Genomic DNA, 14,777 nt, shown 5'->3' on the forward strand with positions numbered 1-14,777 from the left:
AAGCTTTGGAAACATTAGATTTCCAAAGCTTTTTTAGCTTAACTCGTTACATAAAGTTCTTGATTTTTTAATACAATTTCTCGGACGGTGGCGTATTTTTTCAATGTTTTCAGCTCTTCTGGATGGCTGATGAAGGTAATCACATAGCCTTCCTTGCCCATGCGGCCGGTTCGTCCAGAGCGGTGGGTATAGGTTTCTAAATCGCGCGGAAGCTCATAATTGACGACGCATTCTAGGGAGTCAATATCAATACCGCGAGCAACCAAGTCAGTGGCTAGCAAGAGAGTAATCTGGTGTTCTTTGAACTTATCCAAAATCACCTTGCGGAACTTAACGTTGACATCGCTGGCCAGAGAAACGGCGTTGGCTTCACGATACTGGAGTTTTTCTTCGGCACTGCCCAGGTCTGACAGAGCGTTGAAGAAGACCAGTCCACGGAAATCTTCAACATTGGATAATTTGCGGAGCAAGTCCACCTTATCACGTTTTTCGACTTGCATGTAAAAATGCTGGATGTTGTCTAAAACTTGGTCGTCAATGCTGATTTCTAGAGTATTTTCAGCAATCTTATCGTGGTCGAACTTAGCGGTAGCGCTCATATATACCAGCTGGTGGTCACGAGGCGCATAGTGGGTGATTTTATCTACAAAGTGATACTGAGAATCGCTGAGCAGCTGGTCAAATTCGTCCAAAATGATGGTTTCGACATTCATCATCTTGATTTTCTTGAGCTTGACCAACTCGAAAATCCGCCCAGGCGTTCCAATGATAATCTCCGGACCTTTCTTAAGGCGCTCGATTTGTCGCTTCTGACTGGAACCGGAGAGCAGGAGTTGAGCTGTCAGACCTAAAGGCTCCGCCCAAGTCTTGCAGACCTCAAAGATTTGTCCAGCTAACTCAGTATTAGGAGCTAAAATCAAGAGTTGTTGGGCTTTTTTAGGTGTCAGTTTGAGCAGACTGGGAAAGAGATAGGCCAGAGTTTTACCAGTACCAGTCGGACTGATTCCCAGCACCGTATCGCCTGCAGAAATAGGCTCAAACATCTTCTCCTGAATAGCTGTCAAATCTTCAAAGCCTAGCTGAGCCAGCTGATTTTGCCAGCTCGGGGGAAATTGTTCCTTAATCATCATCAACCTCAAATCTAATGCCAGCGTCCTTGCGCATGGCAAATAAGCTTTCATGAACAGCCGCTGCCGCATTCAACCATTTCTCATAATCCGCATCCTGTCCGCCCTTGAGCACTCGCACGAAAGCTTGAGCTTCTTCCAGCATGGTGTGGGAAGCACGCTGGATAGTCAGCACCTCCTCTTGACCGTCCAGACTTTGCCAAATAGCAGAGCTGATAAATTCAATCCCATCTAAAGTCAGAGTTCCCTGATCCGTGTAAATCTCTCCAGGTAGATTGCTGTTTATATTTTTACCGGCCTGAATCTGAACTTGAAAATCTGGATAGATGAGACAGCCGGCTCCATTTAAATCAATCGTATTGGCTAGCTGCTGGGCGCTGTAGCGAGCGAAGCGAGGATGGCCGAAGAGTCTGATAGCCGCATAGACAGGATAGACACCCAAGTCCATCAAAGCACCGCCAGAAAACTTAGCTGAGAAAACATTGGGCTGCTCTCCTGCAAGCAGAGCTTGCATTTTTGAAGAATACTTGGCGTAGGTAAAGTTAGCTCCTAAGACAGTCTTGTCCTTGAGGAAATCACTGATCGTATCAAAGGCCTGCTCAAGATAGTTGCGGGCAGCTTCAAAGAGATAGACTTGGTGCTCGTCAGCCAGTTTGACTAATTCCCGCCATTCTTTGGGACGAGAAACCGCTGGCTTTTCGACAATGACGTGTTTACGAGCCAGAATAGCTACCTTGGCATGATTGAAATGCAGGCTGTTGGGACTGGCGATATAAACAACATCGATATCAGACGACAGAAAGTCCAGCATTTCAGTAAAGATGGCTGTATTTTCATAGTTTTGCACAAAGCGCTCAGCAGAAGCCAGAGTCCGAGAGTAGACAGCTGCCAGCTGATAGTCGCCTGTTGAGTGAGCAGCCTTGATGAACTCATGAGAAATAGAACCTGTTCCGATGATTCCAAGTTTGAACATAAAAACCTCCTTTTTTCTATTTTTAAGCATGTACTTTTTTTATTTTAGCTCTTTCATTATAACATGAATTGCGGTAAAATAGATAAGATAACAAGAGATGGAGCTTATAATGCAAAATAGACCTATTATTATTGGTGTGACTGGTGGTTCCGGAGGCGGAAAGACCAGTGTTTCTCGAGCAATTTTGGCTAATTTTCCCAATGAAAATATTGCCATGATTGAGCATGACTCCTACTATAAGGATCAGACGCATCTGACTTTTGAGGAGCGGGTGAAAACCAACTATGACCATCCTTTTGCTTTTGATACGGACCTGATGATTGAGCAAATCAAGGAGCTCTTGGCTGGTCGGCCAGTGGATATTCCCACTTATGACTATACGGAGCATACCCGCAGCAAAAAGACCTATCGTCAGGTGCCTCAGGATGTCTTCATCGTTGAGGGGATTTTGGTCTTAGAGGACCAGCGCCTGCGGGATTTGATGGATATTAAAATCTTTGTGGACACAGATGATGATGTTCGGATTATACGCCGAATTAAGCGGGATATGGAAGAGCGCGGACGCAGTTTGGATAGTGTTATTGAGCAGTATTTGGGTGTCGTTAAGCCTATGTACCATCAGTTTATCGAGCCGACCAAGCGATATGCGGATGTCATCATTCCAGAGGGAGCTTCTAACAAGGTGGCTATTGACCTGATTACGACCAAGATTGAAAAAATCCTTAAGGAAGCCAGAGAAGGCTAGGAAAAACAGCTTTCTAGTTCTTTCATTTGAGGAAATATAAGTTTGTGAATCTGGTGAATCGCAGTAGCTGAAAGATTTTTGAAATGTAATCTAGCAAGGGGAAGTGGACGGACTGAAATCTATGATTTTCGGAGTCTGGTCACTCCCTTATTTTGTAGGTAGTTTATGAAACAATTTGTAAAAAGAGAGTTTCACTCTCGTTCAAAATTTTTTGCCTGTCTCTTGACCTTTTGTGCAGGATTTATCGATGCCTATACCTTTATTGAGAGGGGTGGTACCTTGGTGGCAGGTCAGACTGGAAACGTCGTTTTCCTTTCGGTTGAGCTCATCAATCAAGAGACAAGAGGAATTGAAGTAAAATTGGCAACTATGCTAGCCTTTATGCTGGGTATTTTTCTGATGACCGTTTTTCAGTATCACTTTGAGCATTCTTGGCGCAGGCTGTCCAGTGTTTTCCCTTTGATATTGACGACAGCTGTCGCTGGATTTTTACCAGCAAATATCCCCCATCTCTATATCGTGCCGCCACTAGCTTTCTGCATGGGCCTGGTCGCGACGGCTTTTGGCGAGGTGGATGGCATTGTCTATAACAATTCTTTTATGACGGGGAATATTAAGAAAACCATGGTAGCTTTTGGCAACTATGCTCGAAACAAGAAAGGGAAAGATTTGAATGAAGGCCTTTTCTTTGTTGCTCTATTGGCAAGCTTTGTAGTCGGAGCCATCATCTCTACCTATCTGATTCAATTTTACCTTCTGAAGACCATCTGGCTTGTTTCCCTGATTCTAACAGCCTTTCTCCTTTTCCGAGGTGTTCAGTATGTGAGGAGATGAATAAAGTGGAATTAAACTATGTTGCGATTGCTGAAAAAATAGAAGAAGCGAGACCTACCTTGCTTCTTTTTCTTTTTTTGCTAATAAACTCCAAAAATAATCCAGCATATTAAAAATTTTCAGAAAATATCGACTTTTTCTTGACAGGTTTATGATACTGTGTTAAAATACTAAACAATAAGAAACCATCTCAAAAAGGAGTTAGTCAAACATGAAGTCAACCCAATCTTCAAACTTTGCTTTGTTGTTGCGTTACTCGGGCTAGTGCAAAAGCATTAGTCCTGTTTGGCTTACCAAGCGGGAGTAAATCAACATCTCGCTTGTTCCTCAAGTGAGATGTTTTTTATTTCACCTATCTTACCTCAAATTCTGATGAGGAAGAAATGGTTTCTAAAGGAACGACGGGAGTGAGAATACATCTTGATTTTTCTGAAATCAATTTGTCTCATACTGTCTCAGTCATTGAACATGACCTAGAAGTTGGGAAAGAGTTTTTCCTAAATGGTCTATGTATTTTAGAAAAGGAGTTGTCTATGACACGCAAAGTTGAGTTTTTTGATACCAGCCTCCGGGATGGTGAGCAGACACCAGGAGTGAATTTCTCTATCAAGGAAAAGGTTGCTATTGCCAAGCAGTTAGAGAAGTGGGGGATTTCAGTCATTGAAGCCGGTTTTCCTGCTGCGAGTCCAGATTCTTTTGCGGCGGTGCAGGAGATTGCTAAAGTCATCACAAAAGCCTCTGTTACTGGGCTGGCGCGTTCGGTCAAGTCCGATATTGATGCCTGCTATGAAGCGCTCAAGGATGCCAAGCATCCACAGATTCATGTCTTCATTGCGACCAGTCCTATTCACAGAGAGTTCAAGCTGAAAAAGTCCAAGGAAGAGATTTTAGAAGCTGTGAAAGAGCATGTCTCCTACGCGCGCTCCAAGTTCGATATAGTCGAGTTTTCACCAGAGGATGCGACACGAACAGAGCTGGATTTCCTTTTTCAGGTGGTACAAACAGCAGTGGATGCAGGTGCGACTTATATCAATATTCCAGATACAGTCGGCTTTACCACGCCAGAAGAGTTTGCAAATATTTTCGACTACCTAGTGGCAAATGTGACTTCTGATCATAAGGTGGTATTTGGTGTTCATTGCCATGATGACCTTGGCATGGCAACGGCCAATACTTTGACGGCTATCAAGCACGGTGCTGGTCGTGTTCAGGGAACTATCAATGGAATCGGTGAGCGGGCTGGAAATGTAGCATTGGAAGAAGTAGCAGTTGCCTTAGAGATTCGTCAGGACTATTACCAAGTTGAGTCGGATATCGTCCTTAATGAAACCATCAACACTTCTGAGCTGGTGTCCCGCTTCTCAGGTATTCCAGTGCCTAAGAACAAGGCGGTCGTTGGTGGCAATGCCTTCTCTCATGAGTCCGGTATCCATCAGGATGGCGTTCTTAAGAATCCACTGACCTATGAAATCATTACACCTGAGCTGGTTGGAGTTAAGAGCAATTCGCTGCCGCTTGGCAAGCTGTCTGGCCGCCATGCCTTTGTCGAAAAACTCAAAGAATTGGCTCTGGACTTTGCAGAATCTGAAATCAATGATCTCTTTGCTAAGTTTAAGGTCTTGGCTGATAAGAAAAATGAAGTCACTGACGCTGATATTCGAGCCTTGATTGCCGGAACGACGGTCGAAAATCCTGAAGGCTTCCACTTTGATGATCTGCAGTTGACGACCAATGACGACCGTACCATCACTGCGGATGTGCAGCTGGTAAATGGCGACGGTGAGACGGTCAGCTGTGTGGCAGAAGGCAAGGGAAGCGTCGAAGCAATCTTTAATGCCATTGACCAATTCTTTAACCAGTCTGTCCAGCTCTTGTCTTATAACATCGAAGCGGTAACGGATGGTATTGACTCTCAGGCTCGTGTTTTGGTAGCTGTTGAAAATACAGATACAGATACGATTTTCAACTCTTCTGGTATTGACTTTGATGTTCTTAAGGCCAGCGCCATTGCCTATATCCATGCCAACACCTTTGTGCAAAAGGAAAATGCTGGTGAAATCGGCCATCAGGTATCCTACCGCGATCTGCCTACAAATAATTAGAAGGAAGCGACTATGACAAAAGAAATTGTAGCTCTGGCGGGTGACGGTATCGGCCCAGAAATCATGGAAGCTGGTCTCCAAGTACTGGCTGCTGTTGCGGGCAAGTTCGGTTTTACTTATCATGTTACTGAGAAGGCTTTTGGGGGGGCTGGTATTGATGCGGAAGGTCATCCTCTGCCTCAGTCAACTCTAGAAGCGGCCAAGGAGGCGGATGCTATTCTCTTGGCTGCTATCGGCAGCCCCCAGTATGATAATGCACCGGTTCGGCCGGAGCAAGGCTTGCTGGCTCTGCGCAAGGAGCTTGAGCTCTATGCCAATATCCGCCCGGTTAAGATTTTCGATGCTCTTAAGCATTTGTCGCCTTTGAAGGCAGAGCGTATTGCTGGTGTGGACTTCGTGGTTGTGCGCGAGCTGACTGGTGGGATTTACTTTGGTGAGCATATTTTGGAGGATAAATCTGCGCGTGATATCAACGACTACAGCTATGAAGAGGTGGAGCGAATTGTCCGTAAGGCCTTTGATATTGCGCGTGGTCGCAGAAAGCGCGTGACCAGTATTGACAAGCAAAATGTGCTAGCGACATCCAAACTCTGGCGCAGAGTAGCAGATGAGGTGGCCAAGGATTATCCAGATGTGACCTTGGAGCACCAACTGGTGGACAGCGCTGCGATGCTCATGATTACCAATCCTGCTAAGTTTGACGTTGTGGTAACGGAAAATCTCTTCGGCGATATTCTCTCAGACGAGTCCAGTGTCTTGTCAGGGACGCTGGGAGTTATGCCATCGGCCAGTCATTCGGCTGCAGGACCCAGTCTTTACGAGCCTATCCATGGTTCAGCTCCTGATATTGCAGGGCAAGGCATTGCCAATCCTATCAGCATGATTCTTTCTGTAGCCATGATGCTGCGGGATAGTTTTGCAGAGCTTAAAGCTGCAGAAACGATTGAAGCAGCAGTGGAGAAGACTTTGGCTCAGGGTATCTTAACCCGAGATTTGGGTGGTCAGGCAGGGACAGCTCAAATGATGGAGTCAATTATTAATAATTTATGAAATGGATATTAACAGGTATTTGCCTACTTTGGAACCTTATCGTTTTCCTGCTTTATGGCTGGGATAAGCGAAAGGCTAAGAAAAATCACTACCGCATTCCAGAGAAGACTTTGCTCCTGGCAGCATTGGCAGCCGGAGGTTTGGGCGCTTTATTAGGCGGTCGACTCTTTCACCACAAGACCAGAAAATGGTATTTCTGGCTGGCTTGGATTTGTGGAATAATAGTGGAAATTGGAATTTTATATTACATATGGAGAAGCTAGTATGGCTGGAAAATCGATTTTTGATAAGCTGTGGGAAAGGCATCTGATAACTGGTGAAGAAGGCCAGCCCCAGCTTATGTATGTGGATCAGCATTATATTCATGAAGTAACCAGCCCTCAGGCTTTTCAAGGCCTTCGAGATGCAGGGCGCAAAGTTAGACGGCCGGACTTGACCTTTGGAACCTTTGATCATAATGTTCCTACGGTCAATATCTATGATATCCGGGATGTGATTTCCAAGGCTCAGATTGATAAACTTTCTGAGAATGTCAAGGATTTTGGCATTGAACACGCGGCTCACGGATCGGAACTGCAGGGGATTGTCCATATGGTTGGACCGGAAACGGGCAAGACCCAGCCGGGCAAATTTATCGTCTGCGGTGACAGTCACACGGCCACTCACGGAGCTTTTGGAGCTATTGCTTTTGGAATTGGTACTTCGGAGGTAGAGCACGTCTTTGCGACGCAGACCATTTGGCAGGTCAAGCCTAAGAAAATGCTGGTCAAATTTACTGGGGTGCCACCTAAAGGTGTCTATTCCAAGGACTTTATCCTCGCTCTGATTGCCCGATATGGTGTGGCTGCAGGTGTCGGTCATGTGGTCGAGTATGCTGGTGATGCGATTGACCATCTGACCATGGAAGAGCGTATGACCATCTGCAATATGTCCATTGAGTTTGGCTCTAAGATGGGCATTATGAACCCCGACCAGAAGACTTATGATTATGTTCAAGGGCGGCTGGGGGCTCCAAAGGACTTTGAGGCGGCGGTAGCCGATTGGAAGACTCTGGTCAGTGATCCTGATGCTGTCTATGATAAGGTCATTGAGATTGATGTCTCCCAGCTTGCACCTATGGTGACTTGGGGAACCAATCCTTCTATGGGAGTAGAGTTTGGCGCGGCTTTCCCAGAAATTCGCGATATGAACGACGAGCGGGCTTACAATTACATGGACCTCTCACCGGGTAAGAAAGCAGAAGATATTGACCTAGGTTATATCTTTATCGGCTCCTGCACCAATGCCAGACTCAGCGATTTGCAGCTGGCAGCTAAGTTTGTCGCTGGTAAGCATATTGCTCCCAATCTAACAGCTATCGTCGTACCGGGCTCTCGTCCGGTCAAGCGGGCTGCTGAAAAGATGGGACTGGATAAAATTTTCATGGATGCAGGCTTTGAGTGGCGCGATCCGGGCTGTTCCATGTGCCTGGGAATGAATCCAGATAAGGTGCCAGACGGAGTCCACTGTGCCTCGACCAGTAATCGGAACTTTGAGGATCGGCAGGGATTTGGAGCAAAGACCCATCTTTGCAGTCCAGCCATGGCAGCAGCGGCAGCCATTGCTGGGCGATTTGTAGACGTCCGCCAGCTACCGGAGGTCCAGTAAGGAAAGTTTATGGAAAAATTTACAATCTACACGGGGACAACAGTTCCCCTCATGAACGATAATATTGATACAGACCAAATTTTGCCCAAGCAGTTTCTCAAGTTGATTGATAAAAAAGGCTTTGGTAAGTACCTCATGTACGCATGGCGCTATCTGGACAATCAATACACCGAAGATCCTGATTTCGTCTTTAATAGACCGGAGTACCGCAAGGCGACTATTCTGATTACAGGGGACAATTTCGGAGCGGGTTCCTCTCGGGAGCACGCTGCCTGGGCCTTGGCTGACTATGGCTTTAAGGTAGTTATTGCCGGATCTTTCGGGGATATTCACTACAATAACGAGCTTAATAACGGTATGCTGCCTATTGTCCAGCCGCTCGAAGTACGGCAAGCCTTGGCTAATCTGAAGCCGACGGATCAAGTGACGGTGGATTTGGAGCAGCAGAAGATTTTTTCACCGGTGGGAGAATTCTCCTTTGAAATTGATGGAGAATGGAAGCACAAGCTCCTCAACGGTCTGGATGACATTGGCATTACACTGCAGTATGAGGATTTGATTGCAGAATATGAAAAAAATCGTCCATCTTATTGGCAGTAACCTTATTTTTTTCTATATTGAGAAAATTCTGAAAAAATCTTGTCTCCGATAAAAATATATGGTAAAATAAATCTTAATTTAATAGAAAAGGAAGAAACTTATGACAAAACACATTCAATGGAACGGACAGCTTTCACAAGAAGGTTATGACATCTTGAAAGGCGATGGCGGCTGTATCGTTTGCCCGACCAAGGTGGGGTACATCATCATGACCAGCGATAAAGCTGGCTTGGAGCGTAAGTTCGAAGCTAAGGCTCGTAACCGTAATAAGCCAGGTGTTGTCCTCTGTGGCAGTATGGATGAGCTCCGTGCTTTGGCTCAGCTGAATCCGGAAATTGAAGCTTTTTATCAAAAGCATTGGGATGAAGACATCCTCTTAGGTTGTATCCTCCCATGGAAGCCAGAAGCTTTTGAAAAGCTCAAGGCCTTTGGCGACGGTCGGGAAGAGCTGATGACAGATGTTCGTGGCACTAGCTGTTTTGTTATTAAGTTTGGTAAGGCGGGCGAGCAGCTGGCAGCTAAGCTTTGGGAAGAAGGCAAGATGGTTTATGCTTCCTCAGCCAACCCATCTGGTAAAGGAAACCGTGGCAAGGTTGAAGGAATTGGCGAGCGTATCGAAAATGCTGTTGACTTAGTCATTGAAGCAGATGACTATGTAGCCTCTATCCAGCCAGACAAGACCATTGAAACTCGCTACGAGCAAGGTGTTATGGTCTCTATGGTTGACAAGGATGGAAAACTGATTCCAGAACAAGGTGGTCAACGTTCCATCTCACCAGCGCCTGTGGTTATCCGCAAAGGCTTGGATATCGATAAAATCATGATGCACCTGTCCGATACTTTCAACTCATGGGATTACCGTCAGGGTGAATATTACTAAGATAAAAAAAGAAGCTCAGTGTGTGGGGGGGATATTTCCTCTTTACACTGGGCTTTTTTGCTTATAATTTCTTTTATTTTTCCTATAATTATGCTATGATATATGAGATTATATATTAATAGGATATAAAGGGGTGGCTAACTTATAAAAAAGTATTTATATGTCACGATTAGATGAATGATTATATGACTATAAAGATGAAGAAAGGGAGATAAAGTTTAAATGATAAAAAAAGCAGATTTTTTAGAAAGAATAAAAGCAGAGTTTCCAGATGCGGTTGAAAATAGAACAAAAAGCTATGTTTCTTTTCAGGTTGAGAATCAGAAAGGAAAATTACAAAACTTCATTGAGGTTAGTTTTCAGAGTAAAAGAATAAAAATTGCTATTTTATCAAAAAGTCTTCAAGAATCAGATGTTTTTTTATTTGATAAGAAACCAGATTCGTTTGGATGGACGCTTGATGCTGAGTATATTATTGATAGTGATGACTCATTGAATGAGGTTTTACCTTTTATAGACAAATCGTATGAGTTTGTAAAAGGAGGGACGGATATAGAGTGTTACACAGCTTTCAGAGAATTTTTATCAAAATTTGTTAATCAAGCAAATCTCTATAATTCAAAAGATATTAGGATTAAACGTTCTCAGAAGTTTGATGGTGCTAAGGCTATCTATCCTGCGGTTATTATTGATAATATTCCATACAAAGTTGAAATGCTTAACACAGGTCATTTTGGTCCAAAGAGTGGTAATGGATATATTAAATCACCTTACTTTGGTTATCGACTGAGTGATATTGATAACTCATGGATAAATATAAGATGTGGTTTCCAGAGTTTTGAACTTACAGAATTTAAAATAGTAAAATGGTATAGTGATAATCGAGATGAAGAATTAGGTCATAAATACTTTGTTAAAGATTTAGAGTTGGAATCAACTGGTAAACCTAGCGATACTTTAAAAGAGTTTTATGACTATTTTACTAGTTTTTATAGAGAATTAAAAAAGAAAGATATAAATATGTTAGAAAATATTAACAAATATAAAAATGTTTTACTTTCATCCAAAAACCTCATCCTCCGTGGTGCGCCTGGTACTGGGAAGACTTATCTTGCCAGACAAATTGCCAATGAGTTGACTGGAGGAAATGAGGAACAAATCGATTTTGTTCAATTCCATCCCTCTTATGACTATACAGATTTTGTAGAGGGGTTGCGACCTGTTTCTAATGATAATAGCCAGATAAGTTTTGAGTTACAAGATGGAATTTTTAAGAAGTTTTGTCAGAAGGCTAGAGACGCTCAGAAGACTGGAGGACAAGATAATTTTGAAGAGACTTGGACTAAGCTAACCGATGCTATCAATGAGAAACAGGGGCAATATTTGTTCCCTCGTAGTTCGGTTCCAGCCAGTTTAAACAGTCAAGGGAATGTGAAGTTTGATTCTCCCGTTGCCACCAAAGAAAAAGTATATCTTTTATATAAGGGTGAGGAGACTAAGTTAAAGTACGAAACTTATCAAAAAATTGTTTTGGATCACATGAAAGAAAGTTATGGATTATCTGATTATGTATCCCCAACGATTGACACAGACAAGAAATTCGTCTTCATCATCGATGAAATCAATCGTGGTGAGATTTCTAAGATTTTTGGGGAACTTTTTTTCTCCATTGATCCGGGCTATCGTGGTAAGGATGGAGAGGTTTCGACCCAATATGCTAATTTACATGAAACTAATGAGAAGTTTTATATTCCTGAAAATGTCTACATCATCGGAACGATGAATGATATTGACCGTTCGGTGGATACCTTTGATTTTGCTATGCGCCGTCGTTTTCGTTTTGTAGAAATCACAGCTGAAAGTCAGCTTGGAATGCTTGATGAACCTCTTGGAGATGGAGCTGAAGAAGCGAAAATGCGTCTAAGAAACTTGAATGCTGCCATAGAAAAAGTAGAAGAGCTCAATAGTCATTACCATGTTGGACCAAGTTATTTCCTTAAGTTGCAGGAAATAGACTTTGACTATGAGTTGCTCTGGTCTGATTATATTAAGCCACTCCTAGAAGACTACTTGCGAGGTTTTTATGATGAGGTTGAAACTTTGGAAACTTTGAAAAAAGCATTTGGTAAGACAAGCAACGAGCAAACCAATCAGTCAACGGCTGGTAACAATGAAAGCGATGAAAATGACGATACGGATAACAGATAATCAGCAGCTGATAAAAAAAGAGGATTTCGTTGAAATCTATCCAAAAATTGGTCAAGTACTTTTAGATAGAAATTTAGAAAGTCTTTCTCAAGAGGATGGTATTTTCATTTTTCCAAATGACTTGAAAAATACTTCTGACTTGGACAAGGATCATAAAATTTTTGAAACTGTAAATCAGAACATTAAGACAGGAAATGTGATTGGTTTTCTGGGTTACGGTCAGGAAAGATTAACGATTTCCTCTCGTTTTTCAAATGCTAATAACGACCATTTTTTACATTATCTCTTACAAAAGGTTCTCAATATCAATCTCACTAATTTGGATGTTGGTTTATCTAGCGAAGATAAACTCTATCAACTACTAGTTTACCTCTTTCCAAAATATCTGCAAGCGGCTTTGAGAAAAGGACTTTATAAGGAATACCAGAGGTTTTTCCATAATGATAGCCATGTGAAAGGAGCGATTGATGTAGGAAATCATCTTAAGAAAAATGTTCCTTTTATGGGAAATATTTCCTACACTACTAGAGAGTTTGCTTATGATAATCCATTGATGCAGCTGGTTCGACACACCATTGAGTATATTAAGAATCAGAAAACAATTGGATGTGGAGTGTTTAATGCTAATCGTGAAAATATGACAGAAATTACTCGTGTAACTCCTTCTTATAAACTAGCTGATCGTGCCAAGATTATCAGAATGAATAAAATCAAACCCATACGACACGCCTATTTCAGAGAGTATAGAAAATTACAGGAACTCTGCTTGATGATTCTGAGTAGAGAAAAGCATGGTCTTGGGCCACAAACCCAAAGGGTGCATGGCATTCTCTTTGATGTTGCCTGGCTTTGGGAAGAGTATGTCCAGACATTATTGCCAGAAGGTTTTATCCATCCACGAAATAAAGAAAAGACGGATGGCATTTCTGTATTTAGCAGTCATGGTCGAAAAATTTATCCAGACTTCTATCATAAAGATTTAAAAATCGTACTAGATGCCAAATATAAAAAGCTAGAATTTACTGAAAAAGGAATCAATCGTGAGGATTTATATCAACTGATTTCCTATACATACATTTTAGAAGCTAAAACAGCCGGTCTTATTTTCCCAAGCGTGGAGAAGGTTGTTGATAACGACATAGGTAAATTATCAGGTTACGGGGCGCTCTTGAAAAAGTGGTCCATTCTTATTCCTCAAGAAGCTGAAAATTATGACCATTTTGTTCAACAGATACATCAATCGGAAACAATAAATTTTAGATTTTAAAGCAGGTTGAACCTGCTTTTTCTATGCTTATTTTTCAAATTATTTCTAAATAGAACAAAATGCTTGACAGATGTAAACCTAGGTGTTACAATTAATAAAATCGATTCGATATAGAAATAAATTGGGGAGGAAGTATGAAAGACAGTCATTTAGTAGCCTATCATATTCGTTTGTTGAATGGGCGGATTTTTCAAAAGTTACTGAGCCAAGATCCTGAAGCTCTTTATCGGAGTGAGCAGGGCAAGATTCTCACCGTTTTATGGAATAGTGAAACGGGCTGTGCGACGGCGACAGATATTGCGCTGGCGACGGGACTTGCCAATAATACGCTGACAACTATGCTGAAAAAGTTGGAAGAACAGGGTTTGGTGAGCTTTAGTCAGTGTGGTTTAGACAAGCGAAAAAAATATGTCAAGTTGACAGAGCAAGGTTGGTCCCAAAAAGAAGTTGGCCATCGTATCAGTCAAAAACTGGATGCTATTTTTTATAAAGGCTTCTCAGAGGAAGAAATTCGCCAGTTTGAGAGTTATCAGGAGCGTATTTTAGAAAATTTGAAAGAAAAAGAGGCTTAAATTATGTCAAAACAAGTTGAAAATGCACACAATTTATACATTCACGCCATTCAAGACGGGCGTGTTGCCGAGGCTCAAGCTCAGTCTGTAGGGGATACCTACATTCAACACTCGACAGGTGTGCCAGATGGGAAAGAAGGGTTTGCGGCTTTCTTTACAAATTTCTTTGAGCGCCATCCCGAGCGTGAGATGAAAATTGTTCGCACCATTGAGGATGGTAATCTAGTCTTTGTTCATGTCCATCAATTTCTCAATAGGGGGGAAGCGCAATGGGTGACGACGGATACTTTCCGTGCGGATGAGAATGGCCGTATCGTAGAGCATTGGGATGTCATTGACTACTATCGCACTCCAGAAAATGGACAGTTAGATCAGATCTTTGGGGATTTTGAAGTCACGGATTTGGATAAGACAGTAACAAATAAAAAAACCGTTCGTCGTTTCTTGACAGAAATTTTCCAAAATGGCGAACTAGAGCAGTGGAATGATTATGTGGCAGAAGATTTGATTCAGCATAATCATGAGATTGGCCAAGGAAGTCAGGCTTATAAAGACTATGTAGCTGAGCACGATCTTACTTTTGACTTTGTTTTCCAGCTTTTGGGTCAAGGGAACTATGTGGTTAGCTATGGGCAGACTCAGATAGATGGGGTGGCTTATGCCCAGTATGACATCTTCCGTTTAGAGAATGGATTGATTGTAGAGCATTGGGACAACAAAGAAGTCATGCCTAAGGTAGAAGACTTGACGAATCGAGGGAAGTTTTAAATTG

Annotated in this window: 14 protein-coding genes; 12 read left to right on the forward strand and 2 right to left on the reverse strand. The window is 42.5% G+C overall.

Going from position 1 to position 14,777, the window contains the following annotated elements; genetic code table 11:
• Positions 1–38 precede the first annotated feature (38 nt).
• Together AX677_RS08345 and AX677_RS08350 are read right to left on the reverse strand one after the other, a co-directional pair.
• The gene (locus AX677_RS08345; protein ID WP_060976798.1) at positions 39–1,130 is read right to left on the reverse strand and encodes a DEAD/DEAH box helicase; all 1,092 of its coding nucleotides are present in this window, start codon (positions 1,128–1,130) and stop codon (positions 39–41) included.
• Positions 1,120–2,130: a Gfo/Idh/MocA family protein gene (locus tag AX677_RS08350; protein ID WP_082730281.1), complete on the reverse strand. Its 1,011-nt coding sequence runs from the start codon at positions 2,128–2,130 to the stop codon at positions 1,120–1,122. The genes AX677_RS08345 and AX677_RS08350 overlap by 11 nt, the downstream gene beginning before the upstream one ends.
• Before the next feature lie 79 nt (positions 2,131–2,209).
• On the opposite strand from AX677_RS08350, the gene udk reads away from it, so the two are divergent.
• The 12 genes from udk (at position 2,210) to AX677_RS08410 (ending at position 14,773) form a co-directional block, all read left to right on the forward strand.
• Entirely contained in the window at positions 2,210–2,845 is a 636-nt protein-coding gene (udk, locus tag AX677_RS08355; protein ID WP_060976800.1) for a uridine kinase, read from the forward strand.
• Between the two features lie 165 nt (positions 2,846–3,010).
• A complete protein-coding gene (locus tag AX677_RS08360; protein WP_060976801.1) occupies positions 3,011–3,679 on the forward strand; it encodes a YoaK family protein in 669 nt (222 codons plus the stop codon).
• 533 nt (positions 3,680–4,212) lie between these two features.
• The gene (locus AX677_RS08365; protein WP_060976824.1) at positions 4,213–5,781 is read left to right on the forward strand and encodes a 2-isopropylmalate synthase; all 1,569 of its coding nucleotides are present in this window, start codon (positions 4,213–4,215) and stop codon (positions 5,779–5,781) included.
• A 12-nt stretch (positions 5,782–5,793) separates the two neighbouring features.
• Positions 5,794–6,831 carry a 3-isopropylmalate dehydrogenase gene (gene leuB, locus AX677_RS08370; protein WP_060976802.1) on the forward strand — a complete coding sequence of 346 codons (1,038 nt, stop codon included), beginning with the start codon at positions 5,794–5,796 and terminating at the stop codon, positions 6,829–6,831.
• The gene (locus tag AX677_RS08375; protein WP_060976803.1) at positions 6,828–7,094 is read left to right on the forward strand and encodes a DUF1294 domain-containing protein; all 267 of its coding nucleotides are present in this window, start codon (positions 6,828–6,830) and stop codon (positions 7,092–7,094) included. The genes leuB and AX677_RS08375 overlap by 4 nt, the downstream gene beginning before the upstream one ends.
• Before the next feature lies 1 nt (position 7,095).
• On the forward strand, positions 7,096–8,478 hold the full coding sequence (gene leuC, locus AX677_RS08380; protein ID WP_060976804.1) for a 3-isopropylmalate dehydratase large subunit: 1,383 nt from the start codon (positions 7,096–7,098) through the stop codon (positions 8,476–8,478).
• 9 nt (positions 8,479–8,487) lie between these two features.
• Positions 8,488–9,078, forward strand: a complete 591-nt coding sequence (leuD, locus tag AX677_RS08385) for a 3-isopropylmalate dehydratase small subunit (protein WP_060976805.1) — start codon at positions 8,488–8,490, stop codon at positions 9,076–9,078.
• A gap of 100 nt (positions 9,079–9,178) precedes the next feature.
• Positions 9,179–9,958: an L-threonylcarbamoyladenylate synthase gene (locus AX677_RS08390; protein ID WP_002897734.1), complete on the forward strand. Its 780-nt coding sequence runs from the start codon at positions 9,179–9,181 to the stop codon at positions 9,956–9,958.
• Between the two features lie 222 nt (positions 9,959–10,180).
• Complete coding sequence (locus AX677_RS08395) at positions 10,181–12,166, forward strand: McrB family protein (protein ID WP_060976806.1); 1,986 nt, start codon at positions 10,181–10,183, stop codon at positions 12,164–12,166.
• Positions 12,129–13,433 carry an McrC family protein gene (locus AX677_RS08400; RefSeq protein ID WP_060976807.1) on the forward strand — a complete coding sequence of 435 codons (1,305 nt, stop codon included), beginning with the start codon at positions 12,129–12,131 and terminating at the stop codon, positions 13,431–13,433. Before AX677_RS08395 ends, AX677_RS08400 begins: the two co-directional genes overlap by 38 nt.
• 134 nt (positions 13,434–13,567) lie before the next feature.
• Entirely contained in the window at positions 13,568–14,005 is a 438-nt protein-coding gene (locus AX677_RS08405) for a MarR family winged helix-turn-helix transcriptional regulator (RefSeq protein ID WP_060976808.1), read from the forward strand.
• Between the two features lie 3 nt (positions 14,006–14,008).
• Entirely contained in the window at positions 14,009–14,773 is a 765-nt protein-coding gene (locus AX677_RS08410; protein WP_060976809.1) for a nuclear transport factor 2 family protein, read from the forward strand.
• Positions 14,774–14,777: the final 4 nt, after the last annotated feature.

Source organism: Streptococcus sp. CCH8-C6, from assembly GCF_001557225.1.
GTDB lineage: Bacteria > Bacillota > Bacilli > Lactobacillales > Streptococcaceae > Streptococcus > Streptococcus sanguinis_C.